The organism is uncultured Jatrophihabitans sp., from assembly GCF_964246335.1.
Classification (GTDB): domain Bacteria; phylum Actinomycetota; class Actinomycetes; order Mycobacteriales; family Jatrophihabitantaceae; genus Jatrophihabitans.
This window is the reverse complement of sequence record NZ_CAXTQF010000006.1, coordinates 71,372-86,810: the sequence shown is the minus strand read 5'-3', so window position 1 is coordinate 86,810 and position 15,439 is coordinate 71,372. Positions and strand designations below refer to the sequence as shown.

Sequence of the window (15,439 nt, the reverse complement as noted above, 5' to 3'; positions counted from 1 at the left end):
CCTCGCGCCGCCGGCGTTCCGTGGCCTCATAGAGCCTGGCGTTCTCAAACGCCGTGGCGATCTGGCCCGCCAGTGCTTCCAGGATGCCGACGACGTCGGCGGCGATCGCCTCGTCCCAACGCCAGACTGCCAGCGCGCCGACCGTGCGGTTCGACGCGTTCAGTGCCATCCCGCCGGTGCCGACGGTGCCGGTGAAGGTCGCGCTGTTGAAGTTGCCGGTCGACTTGAAGACGAGGCGCGTGCCCGACCCGCCCTGACCGCCGTTGGTGCCGCCGCCACCGCCGATGACCACGAAGTAGAGGGTGGTGATGCCGTTGGGGACCGACGCCGTGTAGTTGCCGGGGCCCGCGGAGAAGTTGTACGTGGTGGTCGAGGCAGCGGCCGACGCCTCGGGCAGCAGGAGCGAGGCGATCCCGACGCCGGCGGCCAGCCCACCGCCCATGCGCAGCACGGAGCGCCGCGACACGCCTGCCGGGCGGACCAGGCCGAGTTCGAGCAGCGCTTCCTGTGCCGCGTCCAGGTCGACGGGCCGCAGCAGCGCCGCCGGCCCACCGTCGAGCTCGCGCCACAGCGCAGCTGCGGAGCCGGACAGCGCGTGCGCCCGTTTCGTCACCGGATCGACCACGACGTACTCGTCACCGACTGCCCGGCACAGCAAGCCGTCGACGCGCAGCACGCGGCGGGTGGGGCGGGCAGTCACGGCGGTCGTCCTCGTCAGCAGATGTAAAGTAGCTGTTAGATTACCCGACTCGAGGTGGGTCCTACCGCGCGCGGTGCGCTGCCCGCCAGGCCCGCACCGAGGCCGGCAGCTCGCGGGCGAGCGTGCACCAGCGCGCGGTGTGCGCCCGGATCAGGTCGAGCGGCCCGGTGATCGGCGCTCCCCGGTAGGACGCCATGAAGCCGCGGGTCGGCACCAGCTCGCGCAGCAGCAGGGCGGGCAGCTCGCGCCGCGGGGTCGCGGCCAGGCGTTGCAGGGCCAGCGCGCCGCTCGGCGCCTGCGCCGCGTACAGCCGGGCCCGCGGGGACGCACCGGCCGACACGTGAGTCGGGTCGACGAGCAGGACCCCCGCGTCGAACAGGTCGCGCACGTCCAGCGCGTCGGCCAGCAGTGCGGCGAGCGGCCAGCTCTGCGGCTGCGCCTTCGCCCGCGCGCGACGCAGATCCTCGACCGGCTGCCCGGCCGAGTCGGGGTTGCCCACCGCGTGCAGCGCCAGCACCAGGCAGCGCGCCGGCTCGTCGAGCGCGGGCACGGTCCCGATGCCGAGGTCCAGCGGTTCGGCGTGCTCGGCGAGCACCGTCCACACGGTGTCGCCGCGGACCGGCACGGCGGGCAACGATCGGTGCAGGTCGACCTCGAAGCCCTCCGCACTTTCCAGCAACAGACTGTGGTCGGCCTCTTCCCCGACGCGTCCACCCTTGCGGCGCGCGAGCTGCGCATCGGCGAGCACGGCGGCGGCCTGCTCCACCCGGCTCGCCGCCACGAGCAGATCGACGTCACGGTAGAAGCGCGACGGTTCGTAGAGCCAGTTGGCCGTGCTCGGGCCCTTGAGCAGGACGTGCGGCACGCCCGCAGCGGCCAGCGCCTCGGACGCCTGCACCGCCAGGCGATCGAGCCGCAGCCGGTCTGCCTCGGCGGCGAGGTCCACGGTGCCGACCAGCTACAGACCCGCGCCCGGCGACTCGGTCTCGGCCTGCGGCGGCGATGCGGTCGGCGTCGACCCGTTGCGCGCGGCGCGGCCGGCCGCGTCCGTCGGCGCGGTTGCGTCGGGAGCGGCGTGCCGACTGGGCGAATCAGGCCCGAGCGTCACGTCGATCTCGCGGTCGGTGGGAATGACGGTCGTGCCCGGGGCGCGTCGCTTGCCCGACTCCTGGTAGGCGTAGCGGTAGTCGCTGTCGGCGCCCTTGCTCGCCTGATTGGCGACGACGCCGAGGACGTTCGCGTCGACCCGGTCGATGATCGACTTGGCGCGCAGTACGCGGTCGCGGGTGGTGTGCCCCAGCCGGGTGACGAACACGACGCCGTCCATGTTCGGGGCGAGCACCAACGCGTCGGTCACGGGCAGCAGCGGCGGCGTATCGACGATCACGAACTCGAACTCGCGCGCGAGCTCGGCCAGCACAGCGGTCATTGCTGCACTGCCGAGCGCCTCGCTCGGATTCGCCGGGATACGCCCGCAGGTGAGCACGGCGAAGCGGCCGTCGTCGAAATAGGTCAGCGCGTTACCGAGCGAGACCTCGCCGGACAGCACTTCGGACACGCCGTACTCGGTGTCGATGTCGTAGAAGTCGGCGACCCGCGGCCGGCGCAGATCCGCATCGACGAGCGCCACGCGATGTCCGGCGCGGCTGAACACCGCGGCGAGGTTGGTCGCGACGCTCGTCTTGCCCTCGCCGAGCGTCGCGCTCGTCACGGCGATGGTCAGCGGTCGGCGGGTCGACGCGTTCAGCACCGACGTCCGGATCTGGCGGTAGGCCTCGGCACGCGAGCTGCGCGGATGGGTCCGTGCGGGCAGCACCGTCTTGGGCATGTCGCGCGGCACGGTGCCGAGCACCTTGAGCGACAGCAGGTGCGACAGCTCGGAGCTGTCGCGCACCGTCCGGTTCAACGCCTCACGCAGCAACGCGAGGGCGATCCCGAGTACCAGCCCGACCGCCAGGCCCAGCCCGATGTCCTGCTTGGCGTTCGGGGAGAACGGACTGCCCGGGTCGCTGGCCGGCGCGAGCGCGGTGACCGTGACGCCGCCGGACGATTTCGACAGCCGGTTCTTGGTGCGCAGGGCGGTGACCGCGTAGGCGTTGGCGACGCGTCGGGCCACCTGCGGATCCGGCGAGACGACGTCGATCGACACGAACGGCTGGGTGGCCCCTGCACCGGCACTGACCGACGGTGACGCGTTGGGCAGGCCGGCCTGCTTGACCGCGTCCAGGATGCCGGGCGTCGTCGTCGCGAACTGGGCCAGCGACTGCGCCTGTGCCGCCGACAGCGCCTGCGCCGAGGCCGGGTCGTCACTGGCGTTCGTGGTGGCGACGACGAGCCGGATCGACGATCGGTACAGCGGTGTCGCGTGCTCATAGATGACGAATCCGCCCAAACCGCCGGCGATCACGACGAGCAGGATCAACCACCAGGAGCGGACCAGGCCCCGCAGGTAGTTGACGCTCTCCACGAAACCATCCCTCGGCACGCGACGGCGATAAGCGTCGCTGAGTGTAACCGTCGGGTCCCCGGAATCGCGGGGACCGACGCTGCGCCGCGCGCCCGCCGACTGCCGTCAGTGGCAGGCTGCGGGTTCGAGCGCCACCTGCAGCGGCTGCACGCCCGGTTGACGCAGCACGGTCGGGACGCCCGCACCGCCGCGCTCGACGAGGTGCAGGACGAGCGTGCGTGTGGCGCCGCGTGGGATCTCGACGTCGACGGTGTAGACGGGATGGCCGAGCTCGAAGCCGAGGCGGGCGGCGGCCGGCGTCCCGTCGATCGTGGTGGTGTCCAGCCGGGCGTCCTGCGTGGCGAACCACGACACCTCCAGCCGGTTGTCGCCCGGCGAGGTGCGGTACGGCGGGTCGTCGGTGCGTTGCGTGGCGGACGCGGGCAACCCGGACGGCGCGCCGTTCGTCAGCGCGATGGTCGCGGTGACCGCTCGGCTCGTGCCGCAGCCGCTCGCCTGCCAGCGCAGCGACCGGCCCAGGTAGTAGTCGAGCTTGTCGCCGCCGTCGTTCACGATCGACAGCCCGGCGTAGGGCGAGCTGCTGCGCGGGATCTGCCCGGACGTCGCCGTCCGCGCGATCAGTCGTTCCAGCTCGGGATCACTGCTCCAGGCGAGCAGACGCCGTTCGCCGACAGCGCGGCCGGCCGCATCGAGCAACGAGCCGGCGTTCCCGTGCGCGCCGTCGACGACGCGCGTCGACACCGCCTTAGCCACCGCGCGCAGGAACGCCTTGCGCGCCGCGGTGTGCGTGCCGAAGTCGCGATACGCGGTGCTCTCGGTCAGCGCGACGACGTTGCCGGCGTCGACGGTCTGCCCGCCCGGGAGCGTCGCGGGACCGGTGACGCCGAGCAGGTAGGACAACGCCGTCGGGTCGAGCGCGAACGCGCCGTCGAGTCGTTGGCCCGCGTGCCGCTGCCACATCGCGGTCCAGATGCGGGCCGCGTACGGGAAGTTCGGCCCGAGGTTGCTGTTCACGAACAGGCCGGTCGGGTCGCCGGCCTGATAGAGCTGCGCGAAGTCCGGGCCCAGGTTCACGCCGGCCCGGACGCCGTCGAGGGTGCTGTCGCTCGCGAAGGTGTCGAAGTGCAGCCTGCCGTCGGTGGCGGACAGGATGCCGAACGTCCCGGGCAGGCCGCCCGTGCCGCGACTCTCGGCCTCGTTCTGGAAAGCGACGAAGTAGCGCCGTGTCCCGCGAGCGCCGAGCAGCGGCGGCATGATGCGCGCGGCGAGATCGGCCGACCGCACGGTGGCGTGCACGCTGCGCAGTTCGCCGAGCACGTCGGTGCGCGCTTGATCGACCGCACCGAGCCAGGTGTGCGCCGGGAGGTCGCGCACCGCGTCGAGCTGGTGGGTGGCCACCGCGTCGGCCTGCACGAGAGCGGGCGCGGCACGTTCGATCGCGGCAAGGTCGAGCGAGCCGTCCGCGCGCCGAAGCCGGCCCGGGGCCAGCCGGGCGCGTTCGTCGAGCAGTGCCGGCAGCGGCCCGTGCGTCAAGCCGTCGGCCGCGGACGCGATGCCGCGGATGCTGCGCAGCGCCGACCCGCCGGCCGGCAGCTGCGCGATCGTCGCCCAGGCGGGCCCCGTGGTGAGCAGGTGCGCCCGGTGCGCGTGCCTCGCGACCCGCGCGGTGATGGCGCGCGCCGACGCGAGGTCGCCGCGCGCCACCGCCTGTTGCGCCTGCGCGATCCCGCCGCGGACGTCACGCAGCTGGCTGCGCGCGAGCAGCCCGGTGATCGCTACCCAGGCCAGTCCGAGCAGCAGCACGGCGCCGACGAACACCAGCCCGATGCCGAGCAGATGACGACGATCGCGCGCCCGGCGGCGCCTTGCTGCCGCTGGGCGGGCGTCAGCTCGACGCTCGTCGGATGCGCGTTCGTCGGCCTCGGCCACGAGCGGGAACCGTGCGGGTCAGGCGGTCGTCGTCGTGCGGCGACGCCGGCCACCGAGCACCAGCAGGGATCCGGCGACGAGCAGGGCCAGGGCGACGGCCAGCAGGGCGAAGATCGCCACGCCGGTGCTCGACAGACCGGACGGCCCGGCGCTCGCACCGGCGATGCCGGAGCCGCTGGCACTGTTGGTGCCCGCGGCCCCGTCCGACTGATGCGCCGCGGCGCCACCGTTGGGGCCGGCCGCTGCACCGGCCGCACAGGCCCCGGCGATGTTCAGTGCCGACGTTGCGCTGTTCGCGGCGCTGCCCCCGGCGGCGGTCACCGTGACCCGGCCGGACACGCCGCTGGGCAGCGACGTCGTCAGCGTGAACGTGCCGTTGGACGCCACCGTCGCGGTGCCCAGCGTGCGGGTGCCGACTTTGACGCTGACGTTGCTGCGCGGTTGGAAGTTCTGGCCCTTGACGGTGACCTGCGACGCGGCGCACGGGTTCGTCTGGCTGAAGGCGATGGTCGGCCGCTTCGTGTACGGAGCCGCGGCCGCGGTCGACGCGGTGCCGACGACGACGAGCGCGCACAGCAGCGCGCAGAGCATGGCGATGGGGCGAATTCGCCCGGTTCCTCGCAGCACGACTGCATCCTCGGTTGGGCAGGGTTGACCGATGTTTGATGCATGTTAGCTCACGGACACGCTCACGTCACATTCCGCGTGCGGTCAGCGCTCCCGGTCGTCACGGGGATCGAGTTGGGCGTCGAGGTCACTGCGCGCCGCCTGCCGGGCGGCGACCCGGGCCTGCAGCTGCGCGGCGAACCTCGCGCGGGGCTTGGCCAGCAGCACGAACGACAGGGGGACGGACAGCACGAGCGCGATCAGCGCGCCGATGATCCCGCGTACGCCGGCGAGCCAGAGCAGGCCCCAGAGGGCGAGGAAGAGCGCGAACCGCAGGGCGGTGTAGAGCCACATGGCGCCCATCCACGCGCCGAACCTGGGTTCGGCCGGGCGCGGAGGCTCGCTCATGGTCAGGCCCACACGGCCTGCGGCTCGGCGCGGCGCTGCGCGAGGGACGTCGGCGGGTCGTAGGTGCGGATGACGTCGTAGCGGGTGTTGCGCTCCAGCGGCTGGAAGCCCGCGTCGCGGATCAGCGTGAGCAGGTCGTCGCGGGTGAGCTTGTCCGGAGTGCCGTAGTTGTCGGCGTCGTGCGTGATCTTGTACTCGACCACCGAGCCGTCCATGTCGTCCGCGCCGTAGTTCAGCGCGAGCTGGCTCGTCGACAGGCCGTGCATGACCCAGAAGACCTTCACGTGCGGGAAGTTGTCGAGCATCAGCCGGCTGACGGCGAACGTCTTCAAGACATCGGCCGGCTGCGCCATCGGCAGGTGACTCAAGCGGTTGTTGTCATTGTGGAAGCGCAGCGGGATGAAGACCTGGAAACCGCCGGTCTCGTCCTGCAACTCGCGCAGCCGCAGGACGTGATCGACGCGGTGCCGCGGCTCCTCGATGTGCCCGTAGAGCATGGTGGCCGGCGTGCGCAGCCCCTTCTTGTGCGCCAGGCGATGGATGCGACTCCAGTCCTCCCAGTGCGTGTTGTGGTCGACGACTTGCTTGCGCACGTCCCAGTCGAAGATCTCCGCACCGCCACCGGTGAGCGATTCGAGCCCGGCGTCGATGAGCTCGTCCAGCACGGCGTCCGCGGACAGCCCGGAGATCTCCTCGAAGTAGTGGATCTCGGTTGCGGTGAAGCACTTGAGCGCGACGTCGGGCAGCACGGCCTTCAGCTCACGCAGCACCCGCGGGTAGTACTTCCATGGCAGCGTCGGGTGCAGCCCGTTGACGATGTGCAGCTCGGTGAGCCCGTCGTCCCTCATCGTCAGGGCCTTCTCGACCGCCTCCTCGACGCGCATCGTGTAGGCGTCCTTCTGGCCCGGCTTGCGCTGGAAGCTGCAGTAGGCGCACGACGCGGTGCACACGTTGGTCAGGTTGAGGTGTCGGTTGACGTTGAAGAAGACGACGTCGCCGTTCTTCTCGGTGCGCACGCCGTGCGCCAGCCCACCGAGCCAGGCGAGATCATCGCTCGCGTAGAGGTCCTCGCCGTCGCGGCGGGTCAGCCGTTCCCGCGCAGCGATCTTCTCGGTCAGCTCGTCCTTGCGGGCCTGCGTCAACGCCATGCAACCAGCGTACAAATCGGCTCCGGCGCCCGTGTCGGGTCCCAGCCACGCAGCAAACACCCCGTGACAGACGCTCTGTGATCAACAGCAGCAAATGCGCTCCCCAGCAACCAAAACCCGCTGTTGATCACGTAGCAGACACCCGGTGATCAACAGCAGCAAATGCGCTCCCCAGCAACCAAAACCCACTGTTGATCACGTAGCAGACACCCGGTGATCAACAGGAGGAAATGCGCTCCCCGGCGACCCAAACCCGCTGTTGATCACGTAGCAGACACCCGGCGTGGGGAAGGGTGGAGGGGCGCGCACTGTAGTGGGTTTGTCGCGGGCGCCCGGTCGTGCGTCCACAACGGCGTGCTCGGTCCACCGGTAGGGCGTTCGCAGCACGGACCGCGACGCATATCGACCACGGTGGCGTGATGCGACACATCCCGACGGACCTCCCTCGCGTCCTGCTCCCGGCGGACCTGGGGCGCCTCGGCTGCACCCGATCCAGCCTGCGGAATGACATCGACCGGCACGGCTGGCGCCGACTGGCACCCGGCGCGATCCTCACCGATCCGTCGGGCCCGCGCCGCACGGACTGGTTGGTGGTCGGCGCGCATCTGGCGGGTGACGATTGCGCCGTGAGCGGTTGGGATGCGCTGGACGCGCGGGCGCTGGTGCAGCGCGTGGAACCACCGCCGCAGGTGCTCGTTCTCGCCCGCGACGGCCGGCACCGCCGGACCGAGCACGTCATCGTCCGGCCCACCGAACGGCCGTTCGCACGTATCCCGCTACCGAACTCGCAGACGGACGGGCACGACCTCTGCATGGTCGGCACGGCCAGAGCGGTGGCGGATACGAGCCTCGGCATGGGCGAGTTGCCGACTGTCCGCGGGATCGTGACGTCAGCCGTCCAGCGCGGGCTGTGCAAGCCGGAAGCGTTGTACGACGAGCTGTGTGCGGGCCCGCGCAACGGCAGCGCGTTGCTCCGTCGCGCGGTCACCGACGTGCTCGGCGGTGCGCGTTCGGTGGCCGAGGCAGAGGCGGTTGACGCGTTGCGGCTCATCGAGCTGCCGCCGTTCGAGGTGAATGCACCGATCTTCGACGCCGCAGGACGTCGCATTGCCGTCGCGGACGTGCTGTGGCGCGAATTGCTCGCCATCGCAGAGATCGACAGCCGCGAGTTTCACTTCAACGAACAGGATTGGCAGAACACGATGCACCGACACAACCTGCTGACCGCCGCCGGTTACGCGGTCGCGCACTGGCCACCAAGTGCCATCCGGGGGCGCGAGCACGAATGGGCCGACGAGGTCGCATGCTGGCTGCAGGCCCGATCGCGCGAACTCGCCGGCCAGCAAGCTCGCTGATCAACAGCACCAGATGCGCACCAGAGCGACCCGAACCTGCTGTTGATCACGGATGTTTGAGTGGGGTGGTGCGCGGGCGGCTGGGCGCGCGGGCATGCTGTGGTCGTGCCGGGTTCCGCGTTCGTACCGTCGCGCGGCGAGCTGCACGAGAGCGATCGGCCCAGCTCCACCGCGCAGTGGACGACGTTCGGCCGCACGCTGGAACTCGCCCGGCCGGACGAGCAGCGCATCGTGACCGACGTGTACGCGCCCGTGTTCCTGTCCTCGACCGCCCGCGCGCTCATCACGCCGCTGCGCGCGGCCGGGCCGTTCGTGCGCGGCGCCGAGCGGCTCGCCGTCGCGGGGGTGGCGACGTCCGCGCTGTGCCGGCACCGGTTCATCGACGAGCACCTCGGCACCGCCGCGCGTGAGGTGGCGCAGGTCGTGATCCTCGGCGCCGGCTACGACAGCAGGGCGTACCGCTTCGCACAGGAGATCGGCGACCGCCGGGTCTTCGAAGTCGATCTCGCGCCCCTGTCCCGGCGCAAGGCGGAGATCGTCGCGGCCAACGAGGGGCTCTTCGGCCACCCGGCGATCGACCGCGTCGAGATCGACTTCCGTACCCAGTCCCTCGACGAGCGATTGCTCGACGCCGGATTCGAGACGCCCGCGCCGACCTTCGTCGTGTGGGAGGGCGTCAGCATGTACCTGACCCGCGACGCCGTGCGCGAGACCCTGACGTCGCTGGCGCGGCTGTGCGGCAGCGGCTCGACGATCGCCATGGACTTCTGGCAGCACACGGGCGGGTACGGCCCCTGGGGACAGCTGCGCCGGCTGGGTGAGAAGTCCGTCCGGCTGATCGGCGAACCGCTGGACTTCATGCTGCCGACCGCGAAGGTCGACGACCTGTTCGCCGCGCATCACTTCGATGTCGTGGACCGCGCGGATGCCGAGGAGATGGCTGCGCGCTACGCCACTGCGGGGCGCAGTTGCGACCCGGGCATGCACGTCGTCGCCGCGCGCCGCCGTTGATTGCTCGAAGGCGCCACTCGTCGCCGGCGCACCGGGCTGGTGAGATGTCCGCATGACGCGCTACGTCGCCCTGCTGCGAGCGGTGAACGTCGGCCGCCGGCGGGTGGAGATGGCCCGCGCGCGCGAGCTCCTCACCGACCTCGGTTACGACGACGTCGACAGCTTCGTCAACAGCGGCAACCTCGTCCTGTCCTCGGATGCAGCTGCTGCGACCGTCGAGAAGCAGGTCCGCGCCGCGCTCGAGGACGAGTACGGCTTCGAGATCACGACCTTCGTGCGCAACGCGAAGCAGCTGCGCACACTGGCCGGTGCCGACCCGTTCGGCTCGATCGCGGACGGCCACACCCACTTCGTGCTGTTCCCGCTGACCAAGTTCACGCCGATTGAGCGCCGCGCTGTTCTGGAACTGGCGAACGGCCACGACGAACTCGAGATCCGCGGCCAGGACGTGCACTGGTTGATCCACGCCAAGTCGACCGAGACGACGCTCGGCCCGCAGCAGTGGCAGCGGGCACTGCCGGACAACCCGACGACGGCGCGCAACGTCACGATGCTGCGGCGGCTGGTCGCCAGGCTCTGACCCGGCGGCCGCGACTCAGGTCACGGGCCCGTCGGCCGGGCCCTCCGGTGGGACGCGATCCTCGAACTTGGTTGACAGCACGACGGTCGTGCGCGTGCGCGCGACACCCGGGATGGCGTTCAGCGCGCGGATCGTGCCCTCGATCCCGGCGACGTCGGCAACGCAGACCTTGATCAGGAACGTCTCCTCGCCGGCGACGAACCAGCAGTCCTCGACGACCGGGATGGCTTCGAGCGCGGCGGTGATGTCGTCGGTGTCGGCGCTGTCGGTGATGAAGATGCCGATCAGCGCGTTGACGGCGTACCCGAGCGACTCCGGCGCGATGGCCGCGTGGTAACCGGTGATCACACCCGCGGCCTCGAGCTTGCCGACCCGCTCGTGGGCGGCCGGCGCGCTCAACCCGACGACACGGGCGAGCTCGGCGTACGTGGCCCGCGCGTTTGCCCGCAGCGCATTGAGCAGCTGCCGGTCGACGGAGTCCACCACCTGCTCGACGCTACTGCCGCTGCTCGCTGGCGGCACCGAGCACACCGGTCCACCGGGTGAGCAGCGTGTGCTCGACGCCCAGGACGTCGAGCACCTTCGCGGCGACGAAATCCACGAGCTGCGCAATGCTGCGCGGCGCGCCGTAGAAGCCGGGGCTGGCCGGCAGCACGACGGCGCCGGCATCGTGCAGCGTGATCAGGTGGGTGAGGGTGGCCCGGGTGTACGGCGTCTCGCGGGGAACGATGACGAACGGTCGGCCTTCCTTGAGCGTGACGTCGGCCGTGCGCTGCAGCAGGTCCTTGGACAACCCGAGCGCGATGCCGGCCACCCCCGCCGTCGAGGCGGGCACGACGACCATGCCACGGGCCGGGTACGAACCGCTGGCCGGTCCCGCGGCGATGTCCCCGGCCGGCCAGTGCCGCACGTCGTCGCCGGGGTCGCGGCCGAGCCAGCTCGCGAGGTCGTCGCGCCAGTGCGCGTCACGGAACGCGAGCCCGACCTCGTCGAGCAACGTCAGCCGGGCTGCGCGCGACACCACGACGTCGACCGGCTCGCCGGCGTCGAGCAGGGCACCGAGCACCGCGCGCGCATAGGGCGTTCCGGACGCACCCGACACGCCCACGATCCACGGCGCCCGCGGCGTGTTCATGCCCCCAACCCGTGCACGACCAGGTCGGCGAGCGCAAAGCCGAACAGCCCGATGCCGATCACGCCGTTGGCGGTGAAGAACGACCGGTTGACCCGCGACAGGTCGTGCGAACGGACGATGACGTGCTCGTAGCCGAGCACCACGGCCATCAGCGCCAGACCGAGCCACCACAACCAGCCGAGTCCCGCTGCGGCACCGAACCACGCGAATGCTGCGACGGTCCCGATGTGCACCACCGTGGAGACACGCAATGCCGCGGCGATGCCGAATCGGGCGGGGAACGAACGCGAACCGATGTCCCGATCGACCGCGGCGTCCTGGCACGAGTACACGAGGTCGAAGCCGCCGATCCAGGTGCCGACGGCAAGGCCGAGAGCGATCGCCGCCCCGGGTACGTCCCCGGTGACGGCAAGCCAGGCGCCGACCGGCGCGACGAACTGCGCCAGCGCGAGCAGCACCTGCGGGAAGTCGGTGAACCGCTTGCCGTAGCTGTAGAGCACGAGCACGAAGACCGCGACGGGCGCGAGCGCGAGGCACGTCCACGACAACAGCGCCGCACTCGCCAGAAAGATCGCCAGCGCCACTACGGTGCCGAGTTGCGCGCTGCGCACGGACAGCTCGCCGGTGACGAGCTCACGTCGGGCGGTGCGTGGATTCAGCGCGTCGAACTCGCGGTCCAGGATGCGATTCGCGCTCATCGCCACGGTGCGCGCCGCCACCATGGCGACCGTGATCAGCGCCAACTGCACCCAGTGCACCGTCCGGGTCTGCAGCCACATGGCGGTCAGGGCCGCGATGTAGGCGAACGGCAACGCGAACACCGAGTGCTCGATCATCACCAGCGACAGGAACTTACGCAGCGGCGAGCGCTGCGGCACCGTCCCTGTGGTCACGCATGAAGTTTGCCAGCGGCCGATGGACGCGTACGCAACCGGCCGGTTCGACGCGAACTCAGCGCGGGCGATCACCCCGGCGCAAGGTGCCGATCAACAGGCCGACGCCGCCGATCACGCACAACACCCCGAGCGCCACCATCTGGCCGATCTGCGAGACCGTGCCCGCCGACGATGCCGAATACCAGCCGTAGCCCGCCGCGCTGACAACTGCCACCGCGAGCACGGCGAAGAAGACCTTCCATCTACGCATGCCTGAATTGCCCCCGTTTTGCGTGCGACGTCCCCCTGAGCCGCACACCCAGCTTAACCGAGGGCACACAGGCGCAAACGTGCGGCTCTCACGACGGCACGTTTGCGCGAGTACGGCGCAATGCGATGATGTGCCCACCGACGGCGCGTACCGCGCGCGGCCGCTAAGGGGTGCCGGTGGATGCGAAGAACGTCGAGGACCGGCCGGGCCTGGTAGGGCTGCCGGTCCGCCGTCCTGCCGGTCAGGTCCGCCTCCTGCTCCGGCTGTCCGAGGCCCTGTCGGGCGCACGCACGCTCGACGAGGTGTCGGCCGCGGTCGGCGCCACCGCCGCCCGGTACCTCGGCGCTCGCTTCGCCGGCGTCGCCGTCGTCGAGGCCGATCGGCACACGATGCGCTACCTCGATCTCGGTGCGATGCCCGAATCCGTGCGCAGTACGGCGATCTTCGAGCTCTCCTCGACCCGGCCCGCGGCCGTCGCCGCCCGGGAGGACCAGCTGCTCGTCTACGAGTCCCGCGAGGACATGGCCGAGCTGGACTCGGTAGCTCGCCGATCGTTCGAGGAGGCCGACGGCGGCGCACTGGCGTACCTGCCGATGCACCAGGGGTCGCACCCGCTCGGCACGATCGCCATCATGTGGCCGGAAGCGATGATCTTCACCGCTGCGGACATCGAGCTGTTCCGCGCGCTGGCGCGCTACACGGCGCAGGCGCTCGAGCGCGCGCAGCTGCTCGCCGAGCGGGCCGAGGTCGCCTGGGTCCTGCAATCGGCCCTGCTGCCGGAACTGCCCGTGACCGACTGGGTCGAGCTTGCTGCGGGGTACCGGCCCGCCGGGCTCGCGGACGCCGTCGGCGGCGACTGGTACGACGCGTTCGTCCTGCGCGGTACGACGTCAGATCACCATCCGGACGTCGTCGCCGTGGTCGGGGACGTGTCCGGCCACGACACCCAGGCCGCGGCTTATATGGGCCGGATGCAGGCCAAGCTGCGCGCCCTGGCCCGGGACCGGCCCGAACAGCCGCACCGCCTGCTCGAGCGGCTGGAACGGGTCATGGAGATCTCGTCGTCGCGACACCGGCTGCTGACTGCTGTCGTGGCCACCCTGCGCCGCAGCGACGACGGCGCCGATGTCGAGTGGTCGAATGCCGGACACCCACCGCCGGTCCTGGTGGAACCCGGACGTCCGGCGCGCTACCTGGACACCCCGCCGCAGCGGTTGCTGGGCATGCGGCCCAGTGGGCCGACCCGGCACACGGATTCGCTGCACGCCGCGTCCGGCTCGACCCTGCTCTTCTACACCGACGGGCTCGTCGACCGTCGTGACATCGACCCGACAGAGGCCTTCGACAGATTGCTCGAGCTGGCCGAGCGGTACCGCGACCGTCCGCCACGTGAGCAGGTCGATGTCGTGCTCGACGAGCTCAGCGGCGTCGACGACGACGCGGTCGCGCTCGCCGTCCACGTTCGGTAGCAGCCGGCCCGATCCCGTACTCGCGCCATCGCTCGTCGACGAGCGCCACGGTGGCGTCGTCGAGCACGCACTCGGTCGGCCACCCGCCCGCGCGCCGATAACCCTCGGTCGGCAGTTTGCGCGTCGCGTCGACGCCGAGCTTGCCGCCGAAGAACTGCTCGTAGCTCGCGTGGTCGAGATGGTCGACCGGTCCGACGCTGTGCAGCACGTCGTGCGCGTAGTCGACGTTGCCGAAGGCGCGCCACGCCACCTCGGCGTAGTCGTGCACGTCGCAGTCCGCGTCGACCACCACGACGAGCTTCGACAGCGACAGCAGGCCGGCGCCCCAGACCGCGTTCATCACCTTCTGCGCGTGCTTCGGGAACCGCTTGTCGATGGACACGATGACGCAGTTGTGGAACACGCCGGCTTCGGGCAGGTCGTAGTCGACGATCTCCGGCACCGTCAGTTTGATCAGCGGCAGGAAGATTCGCTCGGTGGCCTTGCCGATCGGGCCGTCCTCCTGCGGCGGCCGGCCGACGATGATCGTCTGGAAGATCGGCTCGGCGCGCATCGTGACGGTCTCGACGCGCACGAACGGGAACGGCTCGACCGGCGTGTAGAAGCCGGTGTGGTCGCCGAACGGGCCTTCGGGCAGCCGCTGCCCGGGCTCCACCCAGCCCTCGAGCACGACCTGCGCGCTTGCCGGCACCTGCAGCGGCACCGACACGCAGTCGACGAGCTCGACCCGCTCGCGCTGCAGGAAGCCGGCGAACAGGTACTCGTCGATGTCGGCGGGCAGCGGAGCGGACGCCGCGTAGGTGACGGCGGGGGGGCAGCCGAACGCGATCGCCACCGGCAGCCGCTCTCCGCGTCGCTCGGCCACAGACGCATGGTTCGTCGAATCCTTGTGGATCTGCCAGTGCAGGCTGACGGTGCGCGGGTCCTGCAGCTGCAGGCGGTACATGCCGAGGTTGCGCGCGCCGGTCTCGGGATGCTTCGTGTGCGTCAGACCGAGATTGAGGAACACGCCGCCGTCGTCCGGCCACGCCTGCACGCCGGGCAGCAGCTGCTCGAGGTCGATGTCGGCACCGTGCAACACCTTCTCCTGCACCGGCGCGGACGTCACCCGCTTGGGCGGCGCGGCGCGTAGCTGCCCGACCTTGCCGAGCGCATCACGCAGGCCGCCGACACCGTGCGGCAGCTCCGGCTTCAGCAGGTCGGCGATGCGCGCACCGATCTCGTCGAGGTCGTCGACACCGAGCGCCTTGGCCATCCGGCGATGCGTCCCGAACACATTGATCGCCAGCGGCATCGTGCCGCGCGTCGGGTTCTCGAACAGCAAGGCGGGCCCGCGCTCGTGCAGCACCCGCGCCACGATGCCGCCGACCTCGAGGTACGGGTCGACGCGCGGCGTCACCCGCGCGAGATCGCCGTCGGCGTCGAGCGCGGCCAGCAGGCCCTGCAGATCCGTATATGCACCCGACGACACGTTGCCAGTATCGC

At 71.0% G+C, this 15,439-nt stretch carries 15 protein-coding genes and 1 pseudogene; 4 read left to right on the top strand and 12 right to left on the bottom strand.

What is annotated here, in order from left to right; all coding sequences use genetic code 11:
• From ACFFCN_RS03525 to mqnE, 7 genes and pseudogenes are all read right to left on the bottom strand, one after another.
• Window positions 1-700: pseudogene (locus ACFFCN_RS03525) on the bottom strand (hypothetical protein); the annotation flags it as partial.
• Window positions 701-761: 61 nt separating this feature from the next.
• Window positions 762-1,646: a nucleotidyltransferase family protein gene (locus ACFFCN_RS03520; protein WP_375489740.1), complete on the bottom strand. Its 885-nt coding sequence runs from the start codon at window positions 1,644-1,646 to the stop codon at window positions 762-764.
• A 12-nt stretch (window positions 1,647-1,658) separates the two neighbouring features.
• Window positions 1,659-3,167, bottom strand: a complete 1,509-nt coding sequence (locus ACFFCN_RS03515) for a polysaccharide biosynthesis tyrosine autokinase (protein WP_375489739.1) — start codon at window positions 3,165-3,167, stop codon at window positions 1,659-1,661.
• Window positions 3,168-3,272: 105 nt separating this feature from the next.
• Window positions 3,273-5,096 (bottom strand): DUF4012 domain-containing protein, encoded by a 1,824-nt coding sequence (locus tag ACFFCN_RS03510; RefSeq protein WP_375489738.1) that lies wholly within the window; start codon window positions 5,094-5,096, stop codon window positions 3,273-3,275.
• 18 nt (window positions 5,097-5,114) lie between these two features.
• On the bottom strand, window positions 5,115-5,723 hold the full coding sequence (locus tag ACFFCN_RS03505; RefSeq protein WP_375489737.1) for an IPT/TIG domain-containing protein: 609 nt from the start codon (window positions 5,721-5,723) through the stop codon (window positions 5,115-5,117).
• A gap of 84 nt (window positions 5,724-5,807) precedes the next feature.
• The gene (locus ACFFCN_RS03500) at window positions 5,808-6,110 is read right to left on the bottom strand and encodes a DUF4229 domain-containing protein (protein ID WP_375489736.1); all 303 of its coding nucleotides are present in this window, start codon (window positions 6,108-6,110) and stop codon (window positions 5,808-5,810) included.
• Between the two features lie 2 nt (window positions 6,111-6,112).
• Window positions 6,113-7,258, bottom strand: coding sequence for an aminofutalosine synthase MqnE (mqnE, locus tag ACFFCN_RS03495; protein ID WP_375489735.1), 1,146 nt, complete (start codon window positions 7,256-7,258; stop codon window positions 6,113-6,115).
• A 419-nt stretch (window positions 7,259-7,677) separates the two neighbouring features.
• Between mqnE and ACFFCN_RS03490 the strand changes: the two genes are divergently transcribed.
• The 3 genes from ACFFCN_RS03490 to ACFFCN_RS03480 all read left to right on the top strand — a co-directional run bounded on the left by ACFFCN_RS03490 (window position 7,678) and on the right by ACFFCN_RS03480 (window position 10,204).
• Window positions 7,678-8,613, top strand: a complete 936-nt coding sequence (locus ACFFCN_RS03490) for a hypothetical protein (protein WP_375489734.1) — start codon at window positions 7,678-7,680, stop codon at window positions 8,611-8,613.
• A 105-nt stretch (window positions 8,614-8,718) separates the two neighbouring features.
• Complete coding sequence (locus ACFFCN_RS03485; protein ID WP_375489733.1) at window positions 8,719-9,624, top strand: class I SAM-dependent methyltransferase; 906 nt, start codon at window positions 8,719-8,721, stop codon at window positions 9,622-9,624.
• A 52-nt stretch (window positions 9,625-9,676) separates the two neighbouring features.
• Window positions 9,677-10,204 carry a DUF1697 domain-containing protein gene (locus ACFFCN_RS03480; RefSeq protein WP_375489732.1) on the top strand — a complete coding sequence of 176 codons (528 nt, stop codon included), beginning with the start codon at window positions 9,677-9,679 and terminating at the stop codon, window positions 10,202-10,204.
• Window positions 10,205-10,219: 15 nt separating this feature from the next.
• On the opposite strand, the gene ACFFCN_RS03475 is transcribed toward ACFFCN_RS03480, so the two are convergent.
• Genes ACFFCN_RS03475 through ACFFCN_RS03460 form a run of 4 tightly spaced genes read right to left on the bottom strand, consistent with a single transcriptional unit; the run spans window position 10,220 to window position 12,485 of the window.
• On the bottom strand, window positions 10,220-10,687 hold the full coding sequence (locus ACFFCN_RS03475; protein WP_375489745.1) for an Lrp/AsnC family transcriptional regulator: 468 nt from the start codon (window positions 10,685-10,687) through the stop codon (window positions 10,220-10,222).
• Window positions 10,688-10,700: 13 nt separating this feature from the next.
• A complete protein-coding gene (locus ACFFCN_RS03470) occupies window positions 10,701-11,339 on the bottom strand; it encodes a UbiX family flavin prenyltransferase (protein WP_375489731.1) in 639 nt (212 codons plus the stop codon).
• Complete coding sequence (mqnP, locus tag ACFFCN_RS03465) at window positions 11,336-12,232, bottom strand: menaquinone biosynthesis prenyltransferase MqnP (RefSeq protein ID WP_375489730.1); 897 nt, start codon at window positions 12,230-12,232, stop codon at window positions 11,336-11,338. The genes ACFFCN_RS03470 and mqnP overlap by 4 nt, the downstream gene beginning before the upstream one ends.
• A gap of 58 nt (window positions 12,233-12,290) precedes the next feature.
• Window positions 12,291-12,485, bottom strand: coding sequence for a hypothetical protein (locus ACFFCN_RS03460; RefSeq protein ID WP_375489729.1), 195 nt, complete (start codon window positions 12,483-12,485; stop codon window positions 12,291-12,293).
• A gap of 176 nt (window positions 12,486-12,661) precedes the next feature.
• Between ACFFCN_RS03460 and ACFFCN_RS03455 the strand changes: the two genes are divergently transcribed.
• The gene (locus ACFFCN_RS03455; RefSeq protein WP_375489728.1) at window positions 12,662-13,954 is read left to right on the top strand and encodes a PP2C family protein-serine/threonine phosphatase; all 1,293 of its coding nucleotides are present in this window, start codon (window positions 12,662-12,664) and stop codon (window positions 13,952-13,954) included.
• Here the strand turns inward: ACFFCN_RS03455 and ACFFCN_RS03450 are convergent.
• Entirely contained in the window at window positions 13,905-15,425 is a 1,521-nt protein-coding gene (locus ACFFCN_RS03450; protein WP_375489727.1) for a menaquinone biosynthesis decarboxylase, read from the bottom strand. The genes ACFFCN_RS03455 and ACFFCN_RS03450 overlap by 50 nt on opposite strands.
• Window positions 15,426-15,439 lie beyond the last annotated feature (14 nt).